Here is a 17,719-nt window from a genome sequence, read left to right as displayed (position 1 = left end):
ACGCCGCTCCGCCGTCGGGGTCTGGTCAAAGGAGGTCAGGAACAGCTGTCTTTAAGAACGTGCCTCGACCACCGGGAGCGACGAGGTCTCGTCAACGAGTTCCGCGCGCACGCGCCCATTGCCGCGGACCCACAGCTTGTACGCCACAACCAGGAGCACGAGCCATACCGCGCCCACGTAGAGGGCTACACGTGTGTCATCGAAGACTCCGAGGATCGTGATGACGAGTGCCATGAAAGCGATGGTCAGCACGGACGCGGCGGGCCACCAGGGCGAAGCGAATTCCGACGCCGGGAGTCCCTTGCGCTTGATCTCACGTTTCATGGCGACATGGGAAGCGAGGATCATGACCCACACCCAGACGGTCGCGAACGTGGCAATGGAAGCGATGACCAGGAACACGTTCTCCGGGATCACGGCATTGAGCACGACGCCTACCAAGAGGATGCCTCCCATGAGGACCACGGTCATCCACGGAACGCCGTGTCGTGAAACCTTGCCGAAGCTCTTGGGAGCATGTCCCTGCTGCGAAAGTCCGAAGAGGATGCGCCCGGCTCCGAAGATGTCGCTGTTGATCGCCGACAAAGCCGAAGTGATCACCACGGCATTCAGGATGTGGGGTGCCGCCGGGATCCCGAGGCCGCTGAAGATCTGCACGAACGGGCTGCCGTTGTTGCCGATCTCGTTCCAGGGGAAGAGGCTCATGAGCACCGCGAGCGTCAGGACGTAGAAGAGCAGGACACGCACGGGGACCGTGTTCACGGCCTTGGGAAGGACCTTCTTGGGGTCGGCGGCTTCGCCGGCGGTGATGCCGATCGTCTCGATCCCGCCGAACGCGAACATCACGACGGCGAACGAGGCCAGGAGCCCTTCGAAACCGTTGGGGAACAAGCCGCCATGGGTGACGAGGTTGCCCACGCTGGGTGCCGCGCTGGCGTCGGCCGTGTGGAATCCGAACACAATGATCGCCGCGCCGCCGGCAATCATGGCGATGATCGCCACCACCTTGACGAGCGAGAACCAGAACTCGAGCTCTCCGAAGACCTTGACGCTTAGCAGGTTCATGGCGCCTAGGACCAGGATGATCGCCAGGACCCAGATCCATCGGTCAACCTGGGGGAACCAGAACCCCATATAAATACTGAACGCGGTGACGTCGGCAATCGCGACGATGGCCATTTCGAAGACGTAGGTCCACCCGGTGACAAAGCCAGCCAGCGGGCCAAGATAACGGCTGGCGTATTGGCCGAACGAGCCGGAAACCGGGTGGCGGACTGCCATTTCGCCGAGGGCCCGCATCACCATGAACACTGCCGCGCCGCCAATGATGTACGCGAAGAGGACGGCCGGGCCGGCCTTCTGGATGGCAGAGGCCGAACCGTAGAACAGGCCTGTGCCAATGGCGGATCCGAGGGCCATGAAACGGATGTGGCGGACATTGAGTCCGCGGCTGAGGACGCTTGATACGGCGCCTTCAGCGTCTTTGGTAGCCGTTGTCCGGACGGCTGTTGGGGTTTGCTGCATGCGAAATACCTTCTCGTCATTGGGAGGGGGACTGTTAACCAGCACACCATCCCGGAGCAGGCTGTGATGGTTCTCACGGGGGATCGCTGTCTCGGTTCTCAGACCTTGGATCGGGGCCTCCTCGGGCGAGAAGTAAAAAGCTCTTGACTCGATGTAAAGGAAGTTTTACATTAACCGTGTCAACTTTGTTTTACATGTCCAGCGTTTCCAAGGGGAGTGCGCCGTGTCGTTCGAAGAGAAAAGCGCTTGGATCATGGGCGTACTTGCCGTGGGCTCCTACGCTGCTTACCTCGTCATTGTCCTGGGGCAGGCGGCGGTAATTCCGCTGACGTCCGTGCCCTACGCCGCTCCGATGTTGTGGACCATCGGAGCATCGATCGTCATATCCATCGTTCTCCACATCCTGATCCGCATGGCTTCGCCCCGAAATGCGGGAAAGGACCAGCGGGACCGGGAGATCTACCGCTTCGGCGAATACGTCGGCCAGTCGTTCGTCATTGCAGGGGCGGTCGCCGCGCTCATTATGGCCATGGTGTCTTTGGACTACTTTTGGATCGCCAACGTGATCTATTTGGGGTTCGTCTTATCGGCAGTCCTCGGGTCCATCACCAAGGTCATCGCGTATCGGCGGGGTTTCCAGGCGTGGTGAAACCGACCAAGGTCACCAATTCCATCCGCGCCCTGCGTTTCTCCCGCGAGGAAATGACCCAAGCCCAACTGGCCGACGCTATCGGGGTGACCCGCCAGACCATCATCGCCATCGAGCAGGGCCGGTATTCGCCGTCCCTTGAGATGGCATTCCAAATAGCCCGCGCGCTGGATGTGTCGCTCGACGACGTGTTCCACTACCCGGGCAATGAAGGAGAAGCGCTATGAAAGCAATCGTCCAAGACGCCTACGGTTCCCCTGACGTACTTCAGCTTTCGGACATCGAGCAGCCGGTTCCGGGCGAAAACGAGGTCTTAATCCGGGTCCATGCCGCCGGCGTCGATCCCGGCGTCTGGCACCTGATGACCGGGCTTCCGTACCTGACCAGGCTCTTCGGATTCGGCCTGACGAGGCCCAAGAACCGCGTTCGCGGCCGGGACGTGGCCGGCGTCGTGGAAGAAGTGGGCGCCAAAGTAGTCGGGTTCCGGCCCGGCGACGCCGTCTTTGGCACCTGCGAAGGATCCTTTGCCGAATATGTTTGCGCCAAGCAGGACAAGATTGCGCCCAAGCCGACCATGCTGAGCTTCGAACAGGCGGCGGCGGTGCCCATCTCGGCAACCACGGCGCTCCAGGGCCTGAGGAGCAGCGGGAAGGCCCAATCCGGGGAGAAGGTCCTTGTTATCGGCGCCGGAGGCGGGGTGGGATTGTTCGCGGTCCAAATGGCCAAGGCTTTCGGGGCGGACGTCACCGGGGTGTGCAGTACCTCGAAAGTGGAGCTCGTCCGGCAAGCGGGTGCCGGCCATGTCATTGACCACGCCAAGGAAGACTTCACTGACGGGCCTGAGCGCTTCGACCTCATCCTGGACACGGCTGGCAACCGTCCGCTCAAGCAGCTCCGGAAGGCGCTCACTCCGCGGGGGAGGCTTGTCATTGTGGGCGGGGAAGGGGGCGGCCGCTGGCTCGGCGGATTTCAGCGTGGCATGGGAGCTCCCTTGCATTCGCTCTTCCGGGGCCAGAATTTCAGCGGATTGATCGCCGTGGAGCGCCAGGACGACTTGCAAGCGGTCTCGGCGCTCATCAACGCTGGCAAGGTAACACCGGTCATTGACAGGACGTTCCTCCTCCCCGAAGCTCCGGACGCAATCCGTTACGCGCATGAAGGCGGAGTCCGGGGCAAAGTGGTGGTCACGGTGGTATCCGAAGGGTAGCTGCAAATGTCTGGAATCCCAGACATCTTCCCTCGGTGATTGGCTTCTGGATCGGCTGCCCAAGGCGCACGCTTAAGTACGGGATACCGGACACCTGCCCCGGGGAACCTTCCGGGGCAGGCGACGGAACCGTGTAATACCGTGCACTCGAAGAGGAGCCATGACCATACAGCCGACCACCCAAGGCCGGGCCACGTCCAAGGTGCCCGCCGCGGAAAACACTCTGCGCATCCTGAAGCTGCTGGCGTCCAGGCGCGGCCCCATGGCAGCATCCAACATTGCCACCGCCCTCGGCCTGCCGCGCTCCAGCGTCTACCACTTGCTCGGAGTCATGGAGGCGAACGGCTTCGTCCTGCATCTCCACGAGGAGCAGCGATACGGGCTGGGCATCAGCGCCTTCGAACTCAGTTCTGCCTACTCGCGCCAAGAGCCGCTGTCCCGCCTCGGCCGACCCATGCTCGCGGCTCTCGTGGACCAGATCGGGGAGAGCGCCCACCTGGCCGTGCTGCACGGCCGGGACGTGCTCTACATCGTGGAGGAGCGGGCCAAGAACCGCCCGTCCCTCGTGACCGACGTCGGTGTCCGCCTTCCGAGCCACCTCACCGCGAGCGGCCGCGCCATTTTGGCCGCCCTGCCAAAGTCTCAGGTCAGGGCTCTCTACCCTAATGCCGCAGCATTTACGGCAAGGCACGAGATGGAATCGCCCATCATGAAGTACTCCGCGCTGTCCTCGCACCTGGACCAGGTCCGGCAACGTGGCTACGCCACCGAACACGGCGAAGTGACGCCCGGTTTCGGTTCAGTCGCCGCAGCCGTCACGGACCATTTGGGGTGGCCGACGGCGGCAGTCGCCGTCACGTTCCTCGAGGACCGGGTGCCTGTTGGGGAGTGGCCGGCGCTCGCCGCCCGCATCCAGAAAACAGCCGACGAGTTGTCCATCCGCATCCACGGCCGCCCCCAACCGAACTAGTTGGCAGCCGGCATCGCAGCACCCGTCAAAACTGGTCCGGCCGCCAATCGAGTGAGTCTGTAATACCGGACAGCACCCGCCGGAAAGCCGTTCCGAGATGCTTGCGGAGGGGCTGTACTGGATACAGAAGGACTTTCCCCTAGCAACCCTCCAGAGACGAAGGAGTCATCATGGCACCCGCTGATTTCACTACCGGAGCCCGTCCGGTCAAGGCCCCCCGTGGCACCGAGCTCACTGCCAAGTCCTGGCAGACGGAGGCTCCGCTGCGGATGCTTATGAACAACCTCGATCCCGAGGTTGCCGAGCGTCCGGACGACCTCGTCGTTTACGGCGGCACCGGCCGCGCTGTCCGTTCCTGGGCTGCATTCGATGCGATCACCCGCACCCTGGAGACCATGGAAAAGGACGAAACCCTCCTGGTCCAGTCCGGCAAGCCGGTGGGCGTGTTCCGCACCAACGAATGGGCGCCTCGCGTGGTGCTGGCCAACTCGAACCTCGTAGGCGACTGGGCAACGTGGCCCGAGTTCCGCCGCCTCGAGGCCGAGGGCCTGATGATGTACGGCCAGATGACCGCTGGTTCCTGGATCTACATCGGTACCCAGGGCATCCTGCAGGGTACGTACGAAACCTTTGCCGCCGTCGGAAATAAGCTGGCGGCCGAGGGACGTCACCCGGCTCCCGCCGTCGAGGGCTCCACCGAAGGTCCGCTGGCCGGAACGCTGACGCTGACCGGAGGTTGCGGCGGCATGGGCGGCGCCCAGCCGCTCGCCGTGACGCTGAACGACGGCGCGTGCTTGATTGTCGACGTCGACGAGACCCGCCTGCGCCGCCGCGCCGGCAAGCGCTACCTGGACGAGGTTGAGACCGACCTCGACGCCGCGATCGCCAAGGTCCAGAAGGCCAAGGCCGAACGCCGCGGCTGGTCCGTCGGCTACGTGGGCAACGCAGCCGAGGTCTTCCCGGAACTGCTGCGCCGCCACAAGGCCGGTGAACTGACCATCGACGTCGTCACGGACCAGACCAGCGCGCACGACCCCCTGTCCTACCTGCCCGAAGGCATCACGGTGGAGGACTGGCACCGCGAGGCCGAGGCCGATCCGGAAGGCTTCACCAAGAAGGCACAGGCCTCCATGGCCCGCCACGTGCAGGCCATGGTCGAGTTCCAGGACGCCGGCTCCGAGGTGTTCGACTACGGCAACTCCATCCGTGACGAAGCCCGCAAGGGCGGCTACCAGCGCGCGTTCGAGTTCCCTGGCTTCGTCCCGGCGTACATCCGCCCGCTTTTCTGCGAGGGCCTGGGCCCGTTCCGCTGGGTCGCGTTGTCCGGTGACCCGGAAGACATCCGCGTCACGGACGAGGCCATCAAGGAGCTCTTCCCCGAGAACACCCACCTGCACAAGTGGATCGATGCCGCGCAGGAGCGCGTGGAGTTCGAAGGCCTCCCGGCACGCATCTGCTGGCTCGGCTACGGCGAACGCGCCAAGGCCGGCCTGCTGTTCAACCAGCTCGTCAAGGAAGGCAAGGTCAAGGCCCCCATCGTGATCGGCCGCGACCACCTGGACTCCGGTTCCGTGGCGTCCCCGTACCGCGAGACCGAGGCCATGGCCGACGGTTCGGACGCGATCGCCGACTGGCCGCTGCTGAACGCCCTGATCAACACCTCCTCGGGTGCCACCTGGGTTTCCATCCACCACGGTGGTGGCGTGGGCATCGGCCGTTCCTTGCACGCGGGCCAGGTTTCCGTCGCTGACGGCACCGACCTCGCGGCCGAAAAGCTCGAACGCCTCCTGACCAACGACCCCGGCATGGGCGTCATCCGCCACGTCGACGCCGGCTACGACCGCGCCGTCGAGGTCGCCAGGGAACGCGGCGTCCGCATCCCCATGAACGAGAAGTAGGAACAATGACCACGATTACCCACGAGCCGCTCACCGTCACCCTCGGATCCAGCGGCGTCACCCCGGAGGACGTCGTCGCCGTCGCACGCTACGACGCCAAGGTGACCATCTCCCAGGAAGCCCTGGACACCGTTGCCAAGGTCCGTGCCCACATCGACGGGCTCGCCCACAGCGACACCCCGGCGTACGGCGTGTCCACCGGCTTCGGCGCCTTGGCCAACCGCCACATCCCCAACGAACTCCGCACGCAGCTGCAGAAGTCGCTCATCCGCAGCCACGCCGCGGGCATGGGCCCCGCCGTTGAACGCGAAGTGATCCGCGGCATCATGTTCCTGCGCGCCAAGACCCTCGCCTCGGGCCGTACCGGCGTGCGTCCCGTGGTCCTGCAGACCATGGTGGACCTCCTCAACGCGGGCATCACCCCCGTAGTCCGCGAGTTCGGCTCGCTGGGCTGCTCCGGCGACCTCGCGCCGCTCTCGCACTGTGCCCTGGTCCTGATGGGCGAAGGCGAAGCGACCGGTCCCGACGGCGAACTGTACGGCGTTCCCGGCCGTCCGGCCGTTGCTGAGCTGCTTGCCGCGCACGGCATTGCTCCGGTCACCTTGGCGGAGAAGGAAGGGCTGGCGCTGGTCAACGGCACCGAGGGCATGCTCGGCATGCTCCTGATGGCGATCGCCGACCTTCACCTCTTGCTCACGACGGCGGACATCACCGCGGCGCTCAGCGTCGAGGCGCTGCTCGGCACGGACCAGGTGTTCCTGCCTGAGCTGCACGCTGCCCTGCGGCCCCACCCGGGCCAGGCGGCCAGCGCGGACAACATGCTGCGCGTGCTCTCCAACTCGGCAATCGTCGCTTCGCACCGCGAAGGCGATTCCCGGGTCCAGGACGCGTACTCGCTGCGCTGCGCTCCCCAGGTGGCCGGTGCTGTCCGCGACACCGTGACCCACGCGGAACTCGTTGCGTCCCGCGAACTCGCGGCCGCCATCGACAACCCCGTGGTCCTGCCGGACGGCCGGGTCTCCTCGAACGGCAACTTCCATGGCGCACCCGTGGCGTACGTCCTGGACTTCCTGGCGATCGCTGTCGCCGACCTGTCCTCGATCGCCGAACGCCGCACGGACCGCATGCTCGATCCCGCCCGTTCGCACGGACTCCCGGCGTTCCTCGCCGATGATCCCGGCGTGGACTCGGGCCTCATGATCGCTCAGTACACCCAGGCCGGCCTGGTCTCGGACAACAAGCGCTTGGCCGTCCCGGCGTCCGTGGACTCCATCCCGAGCTCCGCGATGCAGGAAGACCACGTCTCCATGGGTTGGCACGCTGCACGCAAGCTCCGTAAGGCCGTGGAGAACCTGCGCCGCGTACTCGCCGTCGAACTCGTCACGAGCGCCCGCGCGCTGGACATCCGCACCAAACTGTCCGACGGCGAACTCACGCCCGGGCCTGCCGGTGCGGCTGTGATCGAGGTGCTGCGCGGCGTCGTCGACGGCCCGGGAACCGACCGCTTCCTCTCACCTGAGCTGGAAGCGGCGGACCGTTTGGTCGGCTCCGGCGACGTTCGTGCGGCGGCCGAATCCGCCGTCGGAATTCTCGCCTGAATCCGAACAAAATACTGATCGGATGAACAAATGGAAGCGCCCCGGAAATGTTTGGCAAAACACGCCCCGGGGCGCTTTTCATGTAGTAGAACTTATGGGGTACGGCATGTCCACGCCGACGATGTCGTGGGCCTGCCGGGGAAAGATCCGACACACACAACTGAAACAACGAACATCCACAAAGGGGTAGAAGTTCAATGAAGGCACGCGGGACGGTCATGTCCAGGCGAATCGCACAGTCCGCCGTCGTTTCCAACTGGGGAACGCTCAGGGTGGGGGAGCGGATCGAAGTCGTGAGGCATGCTCACGTGGTTGCGGCCGGGGAGGTGCAGGAAGTGTCGGGCAGCGGCAACGTTGTGTGGCTCGAACCTGCGGGACCAGGCGCCGATGAAGCGGCCAAGCAGCTTTTCATGAAGTCCGACGGCGTGGTGTTGCGTAGGGCGTAAGGGTTTTAAACAGAGAAACCGGGGCTTGTTTGCCATCCCGCTCCTTGTGAGTGCGGTTTGGCAAACAAGCCCCGGTTTTTGCCGTCTTTGGGGGTGTTCAGGCGGCGATTGCCTCGAGCGTTTGGCCGAACGGCACTGACTCGTCCAGGGCTACCGTGTAGCTTCCGGGCTCGTGGCGGGTTACCAGGATGCCGCAGTTGGCATCCGTGGCTGCGCTCTCGATGAGGGAGTTAACGGCACGATCAAGTCCGTCGTGCATTTCCTCCGCGCTTGAAAAAGACAAGCGGATTTCGCGTTCTGCTGTTGGGGCAGCGATCATTTGGGGGCCTCCTCTTACTTGTCGCATGCGAAGGCGACTGATCAATCATAGTCCTGTCGCAAGGATTTGTCAGATGACTGGCAAGCGGACAGCCTGACAGCTCAGTGACGGACCATCGCGCGAAGCAGTTTCACGGCCACAGACAAGGCCGCGATGTCCACCGGGCCGGGCTTGATTGCCTCCTGGATTGTGTCCTGGATACGCGCGAGCTGCTCGATGTTCCCGTGTTCCCAATCCATGATCCGCTCCACCGGATCCGTGCCGATCGCGGAAGAACGCGGAGTATGCCGGACAACTTCCTTGGTCATGTCTGCGAGGACCAGGTACATGTCATCCCGCAGCGCTGCCCGGGCCAATGCTTCCCAATGGGTTTCCCGCGGCAACAGCGTGATGTGTTCCAGGAGCGGTATGGCTGAGATCCTTTCGAACACCGCGAAATACACCTCCGCCACGGCCTCCGCCGGTTCCTGGAGTTCTTCGGCGATCGCGGAAATGTCCAGGAGCCCGTAGCTGACCAGGAGTTCCGATGCCCGGATCCCGAGCTCGTGCGGTATTCCCTGGGCGTCAGTATTGGCGAGGCGGACCAAGGAATGCTGCAGGTTCATGCCGTGGAGGAAGCGGGTGAAGTTCGAGCGCAATTGGGCCATGGGCGGTTCGAGCCGTGCCATGGCGTCCGCGATGGGCTTGTCCCGGAAATCATGGGTCACGTACCAGCGCGTTGAGCGGTCCAGCAAGCGGCGCATGTCCAGCGCTACGGCACAAGCATGTTCGCTCGGGACATTCGCCGGAACCCGCGCGATTGCGTCCATGACCGAGTCGAAGTCCCAGATCTGCCGCATGACCACGAAACCGCGGGCCACGGCCACGGCCGAGACAGTGGTTTCCTCCATGGTCCGGAAGGCAAAAGCGATCCCGCCGAAGTTGATCATGTCGTTGGCCACCACAGTTGCCACGATCTGGCGCCTCAAGGGATGGGCGAAGAGTTCCTCGCCAAACCTTTCCGAAATCCGGCGTGGAAAATAGCCGCGCAGCGTGCTTGAGAACCACGGATCGTCGGCGAGGCCGCCCTCGGTCAACTCACGGGATAGCTCGATCTTGGCATAGGCCGCAAGCACCGCTAGTTCCGGAGAAGTCAGCCCGGTGCCCCCAGCCACCCGTGCCTGTAACTCCCGGGTGGTCGGCAGGCACTCGAGGTCCCGATCGAGGTCCGTGACGGTTTCGAGCCAATCCATTGTCCGTTCGAAGCTCGGGCTCCACTTGAGGACCAATTGGCGGTCGTTGAGCAGGAGGACGTTCTGGTCGACATTGGTTTTCAGGACCAGGCGCCCCACTTCGTCCTCGAGCGAGTGCAGGAAGGCCGCCCGCTCGACGGCGGGCATCTTGCCTGCCGCGATCATCCGGTCCAGGAAGATCTTGATGTTCACCTCATGGTCCGAGCAGTCAACCCCGGCCGAATTGTCGATTGCGTCGCTGTTCACGAGGATCCCGGCCAGGGCGGCTTCGATCCTGCCCCGCTGGGTGACGCCGAGGTTGCCGCCCTCGGCAATGATGCGGGTCCGCAATTGTCCGGCGTTGACCCGGATAGCGTCGTTTGCTTTGTCTCCCACCTCACCATGGGTTTCCGTCGAGGCCTTCACATAGGTGCCGATGCCTCCGTTGTACAGCAAGTCGACCGGGGCCGTGAGGATGGCCTTAAGCAACTCCGGCGGGGACATCGCCGTCGTGCCCTCATCCTGTTCTGGATCGCTCGCCAAACCCAACGCCCGGCGCACCGGTTCCGAAACGGGGATCGACTTGTCCAGGCGGGAGTAAACGCCGCCGCCCGGACTGATCTTGGCGGCGCGGTAGTCCGCCCAGGACGATCGCGGGAGTTTGAAGAGCCGTTTCCGCTCCGCGAAGGAAATTGCCGGATCCGGCGTGGGATCAAGGAAGATATGCCGGTGGTCGAAAGCCGCTACCAGCTTGATGTGTTTGGACAAGAGCATGCCATTGCCGAAGACGTCGCCGCTCATGTCGCCGATTCCCACTACCGTGAAGTCCTCCGTGTCGGAATCCATGAGGAGATCGCGGAAATGATGCCGCACCGACTCCCAGGCGCCCCGGGCAGTGATGCCCATCTGCTTGTGGTCATAGCCGACAGACCCGCCCGAAGCGAACGCATCCCCGAGCCAGAATCCGTACTCCGACGCGAGCGCGTTGGCGATGTCCGAGAACGTTGCCGTCCCCTTGTCCGCCGCCACCACGAGGTAGTAGTCGTCGCCGTCGTGCCGTACTACGCGGGCCGGCGGTACCGTGCGTTGGGCTGGAGCCGTGCGTTGGGGAGGCGCCGTACGCCCGTTGGATCCGCCCGGTTCCGCAACCAGGTTGTCCGTAATGTCCAGCAGGCCGCGGATGAAGGTCCGGTAGCATTCCTGGCCCTCCGCGAACCAAGCAGCCCGGTCCTCCGCCGGATCGGGAAGTTGCTTGGGATAGAAGCCGCCCTTGGCGCCGGTAGGCACAATGACGGCGTTCTTGACGGTCTGCGCCTTCACCAGGCCGAGGACCTCGGTGCGGAAGTCTTCGCGGCGGTCGGACCAGCGCAAGCCGCCGCGGGCTATCAAACCGAACCGCAAATGGACACCCTCGACCCGGGGCGAATAGACCCAGATTTCGAACTTCGGCCGGGGAGCCGGCGCTGCCGGGATCTTCGAGGGATCGAGCTTGAAGCTCAAGTACGGCTTGCCCAAGTAGAAGTTTGTGCGCAGTGTCGCTTCAACCAAGCTCGCCAGCGAGCGGAGGAGGCGGTCGGCGTCGAGGACGGGAACGGCGTCGATCGCTTCGGCCAGTTTCGCGCGCGCCGCGTCCATGGCCAGTTGCCGGGCGCTGTACTTGCTGGTCGCGTGAAGCAGTTCGGGGTCGAAAAGATCGGGTTCGAACCTGTCGGGATCGAACTTGGCCTCGAAAAGCTCAAGCAGCGCGTTGCTGGCCCGAACGTTCTCCAGCAGGGTGTCGGCGATGAAACCGTAGGAATTGGTGCTTCCAAGCTGGCGAAGGTACTTCGAATATGCCCGCAACACGGCCGTCCGCCGCCAGTCGATGCCTTCGCGCAGCACCAACGCATCAAAGGCGTCCGATTCGACGTCGCCGCGCATCGCGGCGCGGAAGGAATCCTGCAGTAGCTCGCCCGTCGCCAGGGGGTCCACTCCGCGCGGGTATTTAAGGCCGAGGTCGTACAAGAAGAAGGCGCGGCCGTCTGCGGGATGCACGTCGAACGGCCGCTGGTCCAGGACCTGGAGCCCCAGATTGTGGAAGAACGGCAGGATCTGGGTGAGGCTTTGCGGCCGCGTCAGGTACAGCCGGATCCGGGCGTCCTCGGCCAAGACGGCCGTTCCCGGGCGGCGGTAGATGGTCAGCAAAGGGTCGCCGTCCGGCCCAGTGGGCGAACCCGGCGGGCCAAAGCTTTCGAAGCGGGCAATATCATCAACCGCGTCCTCCACCGCATAATCGGCCTTGTAGCTTGGGGGAAACGCCGAAACCCATTGCTGCGACAGCCGCGCGGCCTCCTTCGCGGGGAACTGCGCCTGGAGCGCTTCGTCGAGGCCTTGCGCCCACGAGCGGGTCGCCGCGATGATCCGCTGCTCAAGTATCGCGGGATCGACGACGGCGGCAGGCGCACCGACCGAGGCGACCGCGGCTGCGGTGACCGGACCGGCGTCGGGCGCTTCAGCCGGGGTGACCAAACCGCCGTCGGGCAGCAGGATACGGAAGAACAACCGCGCCATGTCGGACTCGCCGAGGCGAAGCTCGAACTCGATCGCGTCCGAACCGAAAGCCTCGCGCAACTCGCGCTCGATGTTGAGCCTGACCGCACTGCTTAACCGGTGACGCGGCAGGAACACCAACGCCGTCATGAAGCGGCCGTGCGAATCCGGGCGGAGGAACAGCCGCGTGCTGTGCCGTTCCTGGAGGCGGAGGATTTCGCCTACATGGGCGGCCAACTGCCTGGCGTCGATATGGAACAACTCATCCCGCGGATACGCCTCAAGCACCGCGAGGAGTTCCTTGCCGTCATGCGAATTCGGCGGGTAATTGAACGACTCGAGAACTTGCTTGACGGTGTCGCGGATGACGGGGATCTGCAAGGCCGATCGGGATGCCGAACTTGGTGCGAAGAGGCCCACAAAGGTGCATTCGGTCGTGCGTTCGCCGTTTTCGTTGACGGTTGCCATCGTGATTTCGTCGAGATATGCGCGCCTGAGAACCGTGGAGCGCAGGGTGGACTTGCTCAGGATCAGTTCGGGCTTCGTGCCGAGTCCTGGACCGCGCTTGCGGCGCGTCACCTCCGGGGCTCCGGGGGACGTGACCTTGTCCCTCAGCAGGCCCAATCCGCGGCGTCCGTTGGGTTCGCGGTAGCCGAGGAAAACGAAATTCCCGTCGCCGAGCCAAGTCAGCAACTCCTTGGTATCCCTCGCCGCTGGAAGCCGCTCCTCGAGGGCTTCCAAAGCACGGATTTCCCGGTCGAGTTTCCCATCGATGGCAGCCGAGTCCTTCGAAGCCGCCCGGACATCGCCCACCACGGCCTGCAGCCGCTCGACAAGTCGCTCGGCGCTCGCATCGTCCGGCAACCGGGAGATCTCGACGGCGATCCACGCCTCCGTGAGCCGCCCGCCGTCGTCGTGGTCTTCGGCTGCAGGCACGGAAGGCTCATTGCCGGACGGCAGGCCCGCGCGTGACGGTCCCCGGCGCACTTCGCTCAGCGCGTGGGTTGAAGTGTCGCGGCTGACGCTGAAGGTGGGGTGGACCAGGAGGCGGATGGACGTGTTGTCCCTGGTGATTTCCGCGGTGATGGACGGGACCAGGTACGGCATGTCGTCGGTGACGATGGCGACGATGCTGGCCTCAGCCTCGTTGAGGATCCCGACGACGGCCTGGCCGGGAGTGCGCCGCTCCGCCAAAGAGCGGTGGTACCGCGCCCGGTCCAAGAGGGTGTCGCTACTGTAGCTGCGGACGTCGTCGTCGGCCACGTGCTCGTAGTAGTCGGTCAGGAATCCTTCCGCGGACCCGATCCTTGGTGACATCTCACTGCGCCTCCGCCACGCAAGGAACGGCCGTGCGATGCGGTCGGCGAGGCCTTGCGCCTGCTTTCATCATGGCCGCGGCTCGGCAGGCCGTAAAGGTTTGGGGAGGGGGAGTTCCCGGGTGCTACGCGAGGTTTGGCGGAACGAGCTGAATCTGTTGCGCCAGTCCGTACGCGGTGGGGAGATCGCTTTCGTTCGCGACAAATACTCGTCCAACCACAAGCGCTGAATTGTTGGGCGAAGAAATCCGTGTCATTCCCGCCGGTACAGTTCCGTTCCAATCGGGGCCAGTGAGGAAATACTCGCCGGCCCGCGTTCCGGTTGCGCGCTTTCCGACGTAGGCGAAATTAGCGCTGTTCGAGGGGTCGGTGAATTGCACGCTGTAATAGCGGCCTGCCATGTCCGGGACGCGAAGGATCAGCGGCCCCTTCTTCAGATCGAGCCAACCGGCGACGTAGAGCAGCTTGTTGGTCCCCGTTGCCAGGAGGCTCCGGGCGGGTGCCGAGGACGAAGAAGTGAGGGGCGCCGCATACAGCGAATTAAGCGGGATAGGCCCACCGCCCAGGCCGTGCTTGAGGATTGCCCGCTTAAAGCCATTGACCGTGATGCGCGGCCAAAGGTAGATGAAGGCCGGGGCGCCCAGCACCCACACCACCACGGCCACAATCGCGAGGGGAACCACTTCGTCCCATCCGCGGGAAATCCGCTGGAAAACGACCCACGCAAATATTGCCAGGATGACCACGGTGATAGGGAATCCGTATTTCAAAATAAGCCGGTTCATGTCACTGGATCCTCATGATCGGTGGGACCTGGTATTTCTCATTGAGGATTTCCGTGCCGGGCAAGTAGGCACGGAGCATGAGCTTGAATTTCCCTGCCGGGGTCGGCAGCCAGTTTTGTTCACGCCCGCTGGGAGCGGCTCGTTGAAGGTAAATGTCTATTGATCCGTCGGAGTTTTCCACAAGCTCCGAACCGTCATCGATGCTGGACCGGTTGATCGGATTGTCGACCATATAGCCCACCATGTCCGTCACTGTGAGGGACCAAAAGGCGTCGTTCGGCGGGAGTTGCCCGGCCGGAAAGCGCAGGACGTACTCCTGGTTGCCGCTGAGGCCCTGCCCGGACCCGTCCTTGGTGGCCGTCCAGTAGGCGGCCTCTTCAAAGACGTTGACCGCCGGAAGAGCTTTGGCGCAGGCGGCCCGTACAAGGACGCCGTTCTCCGGGCGGCCGCACGCCCGGATGGCGCTCCAGCCATTGACGGTTGTTGTCACCGTCTTGATCACGGCATTCATGACGAGGACAGCCGTCAAGAATGCGAATGTTGCACCGATGATGATTCCTTGCACCACCCCGGATTGCGATACCCACGTGAGGAAACCAGCCATGCCCGCACACTAGCTTGCCTCTGTGGCCAGCGCTACAGGTGGTGCAGGAGAGAATCGGTTTCCGTCCCTTCAGCTAGGCGTGATGGCGGCGGCCTGGTCGAGTTGGTCATGGCATCGGCCGAGCCAGGCTTCGCCCCAGAAGAAGTTGCAGCTGGTCTCGGCTTGGAGGAGATGGCGGCGGGCCAGCTCGAGGCCGGGGTTGAAAACGTCGGTCCTGCTGGCGGCTGTTTGAAGTTGCTGGCTGACCTGCCGGACCCGTTCGAGGGCGTCACGCTGGGCGAGGCTGCCGGTCCATTGGGTGAAGCCGCTTCCGTCGTGCCAGCCGGTGTTCCAGGCCCCGTCGCGCACTCGGACTTCGCCGTAGGGTGGGTGGCGGTCGAGGTGATCGCCGATGAAGGCGGGGGTGATCCCGCCTGCGGTGCCGCCGCGGGCGCGTTCGAGGAGGGGCTGGTAGAAGGCGGTCCAGAAGTTGGCGCCATCGGTCGTGTTTCTGAACCATCCGCCGTTGTCGCCGTCGGTGGCGGTGGTGACCAAAGGCGTGAACTCGCAGTGCCGGGCGCGGGCATTGACCTCGCGGATGAACCAGTCCGGGTCCATCCCGGACTCCTGGGCGTCGGAGAGTTCCCTGTCGCGCACGACCACGGTGATCTCGGCGCCGGCGTGGCGCGCGACATGTGTTCGGTAGCGCAGCTCGTCCCAGCGCATCGCATCGACTGCCTCGACGTTGTTGGAGTCCACGAGCACGTAGCGGTAGCCCATCGCCTGCAGCAGGGGGATGAGCTCCATAGTGAAGCCCATCTCGGGTGGCCAGAAGCCGCCGGTATGGGGTCGGGCGAAGAGCCGTTGGCCTATGTGGCGCCACGCTTGGAGGTGATCGGGCCAGTCGTGGGCGGGAATGAGTGGGAGGACGGGGTGGTGGTACCCGGTTCCCAGGATGTCGATGATGGCGGTGTTCTGCAAGTGCCAAAGCAGGGATCCACAGTCCACCATCCCATACACCCGGGACTGGAAGGCAGGGTCCGCGAGGGTCTCGAGCAGGGTGCCTGAGATCGACAGGTGGACCCGGCCGATGTCCTCGTAGGGCCAGAGGGACCTTGGAATGCGGTCGAGGGCGTAGAGGATCTCTCGTGCCGCCCATGGGTCGGTCTCGAGCAGGTGCTCGAGGTTGCCGGCAGGTTGGTGCAGGTTGAGCACCAGCGCGAAGTCGATCTGCCCGGCCATCAGGCGGCCTCGCAGGCTTCGATCGCTCGGCGGGCGAGCTCGGCGCCGTAGTCAGTCCAGAGGCCCTGGCCCCAGTAGCGGTAGCAGCTGGTCTCGCAAGCGAGCAGGAGAAACAGAGCCCGCCGGTAGGCGGGATCGCTGCTCGGCACCCCGGCTTTGAGGAATCGCTCGTTGAAAAGGGCGCTGGCCCGCTGCATCGGGGCAAGGACGCTGTCATAGCCGGACACCCAGGAGATGTTATTGGTCCAGCTGCCGCCGTCCATGTGGAATCCGCCGTCCTCGCCCGAGAGCCGGTCGATCACTTCTTTGAGCCGCTCGGGTCCCTCGCCGGGAGCAAGCCGCTCCCAGACCCGGTGCTGGCCCGCCGGCTGGATCGGTGGCAGGTCCTCTGGCTGGATACCAAGGGCGGTGAGGGCGTCGAGATATTCGGAAACGTTCAGGGCGGGCGTGGACGATCCGGAAGATTCGGCCATGACCTCAAAATACTTGGGGGGAAACTCGTTCATCATCACCCCTCCGTTCTCGCCGTCTGCGATCTGCGTGACCAGCGGCGGGACCGTCCGGCCCCCCAGCTGTAGCGGTCTGAGACCCTTGGCCTCATAGTAGGGCTGCATCTGGGCGACAAGTTTTGTGTCGCTGCCCTGCGTTTTGACGATCGCGGTGATCGTGGCGGTTTCACCGGTGGAGCTGGTGCAGGTGAGCCGGTGCGGAAGATGCGGGCGGTCCAAGGGTCGGCCGTCGGGTTGTTCGACGGTGTGCTCTTGGACCATAACCCACTCGTAGCCGCACTCAACCAGCGTGCGCACGAACTCATAGGCGACATCGGGCTGGTTCGGCAGAGCCATCTCGGCTGGCGAGAAGCCTCGAACTCTGCCGAGCGCCTCGGTGCCGAAGATGGCGGCGAAATGGTGCTGCCAGGCGCTGACGTGCAGCCGGAAGTCCTGGACGGGCGTGGAGGGGGCCACGGCGTGCCCCCAAGTGGATCCAAGCCACTCCACGGCACCTCGCGAAGGATCTTCACGGGTGATCCTGGTTAGCGCGTCAAAAACGTCGTCGCGTCCCATCTGACGCATTCCGTGCAGCAGGGTGCCTGAGTAGTCCAGCATCACCCGGGGTGACAGTCCCTGATCGAGGAGTTGCGGGATGAACTCACCCATCCGCTTGTAGCACCATGCGAAGACCGGGGCGTTGTGGTTGTCGCCTTGGTCCGGGTTGTCCATCATCCACGCAAGGTTCGAGATCACCGCCGCGCTTTTCAGATCCTGCCCTCCGGCGGGTATCAACGGTTGGTGCATGTGTAACGCCGCGGCGAAGCCGCTGTCCAGCCGGGCGGGGTCCATGCTGTTGAACACCCGCTGTTCCCGGCTGGCTGCGATCGCCCGGGCGATCATGGTCTCCTCCCCGCAGATGTTTGGCAGGCCGTCCACGTATTCGTCCATCGG

General features: G+C 64.2%; 14 protein-coding genes. 7 read left to right on the top strand and 7 right to left on the bottom strand.

Features of this window, described 5'->3' with window-relative positions:
• Nucleotides 1-51 precede the first annotated feature (51 nt).
• The gene (locus E1809_RS06450; RefSeq protein ID WP_133203399.1) at nucleotides 52-1,524 is read right to left on the bottom strand and encodes an amino acid permease; all 1,473 of its coding nucleotides are present in this window, start codon (nucleotides 1,522-1,524) and stop codon (nucleotides 52-54) included.
• A 223-nt stretch (nucleotides 1,525-1,747) separates the two neighbouring features.
• On the opposite strand from E1809_RS06450, the gene E1809_RS06445 reads away from it, so the two are divergent.
• From E1809_RS06445 to E1809_RS06415, 7 genes are all read left to right on the top strand, one after another.
• On the top strand, nucleotides 1,748-2,173 hold the full coding sequence (locus E1809_RS06445; RefSeq protein WP_133203398.1) for a hypothetical protein: 426 nt from the start codon (nucleotides 1,748-1,750) through the stop codon (nucleotides 2,171-2,173).
• Nucleotides 2,167-2,400, top strand: a complete 234-nt coding sequence (locus E1809_RS06440) for a helix-turn-helix transcriptional regulator (protein WP_133203397.1) — start codon at nucleotides 2,167-2,169, stop codon at nucleotides 2,398-2,400. The genes E1809_RS06445 and E1809_RS06440 overlap by 7 nt, the downstream gene beginning before the upstream one ends.
• Nucleotides 2,397-3,380, top strand: a complete 984-nt coding sequence (locus E1809_RS06435) for an NAD(P)-dependent alcohol dehydrogenase (RefSeq protein ID WP_133203396.1) — start codon at nucleotides 2,397-2,399, stop codon at nucleotides 3,378-3,380. Before E1809_RS06440 ends, E1809_RS06435 begins: the two co-directional genes overlap by 4 nt.
• 160 nt (nucleotides 3,381-3,540) lie before the next feature.
• On the top strand, nucleotides 3,541-4,350 hold the full coding sequence (locus tag E1809_RS06430; RefSeq protein WP_133203395.1) for an IclR family transcriptional regulator: 810 nt from the start codon (nucleotides 3,541-3,543) through the stop codon (nucleotides 4,348-4,350).
• 170 nt (nucleotides 4,351-4,520) lie between these two features.
• The gene (locus E1809_RS06425) at nucleotides 4,521-6,248 is read left to right on the top strand and encodes a urocanate hydratase (RefSeq protein WP_133203394.1); all 1,728 of its coding nucleotides are present in this window, start codon (nucleotides 4,521-4,523) and stop codon (nucleotides 6,246-6,248) included.
• Nucleotides 6,249-6,253: 5 nt separating this feature from the next.
• The gene (gene hutH, locus E1809_RS06420; RefSeq protein ID WP_133203393.1) at nucleotides 6,254-7,846 is read left to right on the top strand and encodes a histidine ammonia-lyase; all 1,593 of its coding nucleotides are present in this window, start codon (nucleotides 6,254-6,256) and stop codon (nucleotides 7,844-7,846) included.
• 197 nt (nucleotides 7,847-8,043) lie between these two features.
• The gene (locus E1809_RS06415) at nucleotides 8,044-8,292 is read left to right on the top strand and encodes a hypothetical protein (RefSeq protein WP_133203392.1); all 249 of its coding nucleotides are present in this window, start codon (nucleotides 8,044-8,046) and stop codon (nucleotides 8,290-8,292) included.
• Between the two features lie 97 nt (nucleotides 8,293-8,389).
• Here E1809_RS06415 and E1809_RS06410 read toward each other — a convergent pair whose 3' ends face one another.
• The 6 genes from E1809_RS06410 to E1809_RS06385 all read right to left on the bottom strand — a co-directional run bounded on the left by E1809_RS06410 (nucleotide 8,390) and on the right by E1809_RS06385 (nucleotide 17,716).
• Nucleotides 8,390-8,611, bottom strand: coding sequence for a hypothetical protein (locus E1809_RS06410; RefSeq protein WP_133203391.1), 222 nt, complete (start codon nucleotides 8,609-8,611; stop codon nucleotides 8,390-8,392).
• Nucleotides 8,612-8,712: 101 nt separating this feature from the next.
• On the bottom strand, nucleotides 8,713-13,668 hold the full coding sequence (locus E1809_RS06405; protein WP_133203390.1) for an NAD-glutamate dehydrogenase: 4,956 nt from the start codon (nucleotides 13,666-13,668) through the stop codon (nucleotides 8,713-8,715).
• A gap of 124 nt (nucleotides 13,669-13,792) precedes the next feature.
• The gene (locus E1809_RS06400; RefSeq protein ID WP_133203389.1) at nucleotides 13,793-14,452 is read right to left on the bottom strand and encodes a DUF1254 domain-containing protein; all 660 of its coding nucleotides are present in this window, start codon (nucleotides 14,450-14,452) and stop codon (nucleotides 13,793-13,795) included.
• A 1-nt stretch (nucleotide 14,453) separates the two neighbouring features.
• Nucleotides 14,454-15,056, bottom strand: a complete 603-nt coding sequence (locus tag E1809_RS06395) for a DUF1214 domain-containing protein (RefSeq protein ID WP_133203388.1) — start codon at nucleotides 15,054-15,056, stop codon at nucleotides 14,454-14,456.
• A gap of 69 nt (nucleotides 15,057-15,125) precedes the next feature.
• Entirely contained in the window at nucleotides 15,126-16,277 is a 1,152-nt protein-coding gene (locus E1809_RS06390; protein WP_133203387.1) for a polysaccharide deacetylase family protein, read from the bottom strand.
• Nucleotides 16,277-17,716 (bottom strand): glycosyl hydrolase family 57, encoded by a 1,440-nt coding sequence (locus tag E1809_RS06385; protein ID WP_133203386.1) that lies wholly within the window; start codon nucleotides 17,714-17,716, stop codon nucleotides 16,277-16,279. Before E1809_RS06385 ends, E1809_RS06390 begins: the two co-directional genes overlap by 1 nt.
• Between the last annotated feature and the right edge of the window lie 3 nt (nucleotides 17,717-17,719).

It is taken from the genome of Arthrobacter terricola (assembly GCF_004354015.1).
Taxonomy (GTDB): Bacteria; Actinomycetota; Actinomycetes; order Actinomycetales; family Micrococcaceae; genus Arthrobacter; species Arthrobacter terricola.
Note: the sequence above shows the minus strand (reverse complement) of the source record. Positions and strands in the feature narration are given on the sequence as shown.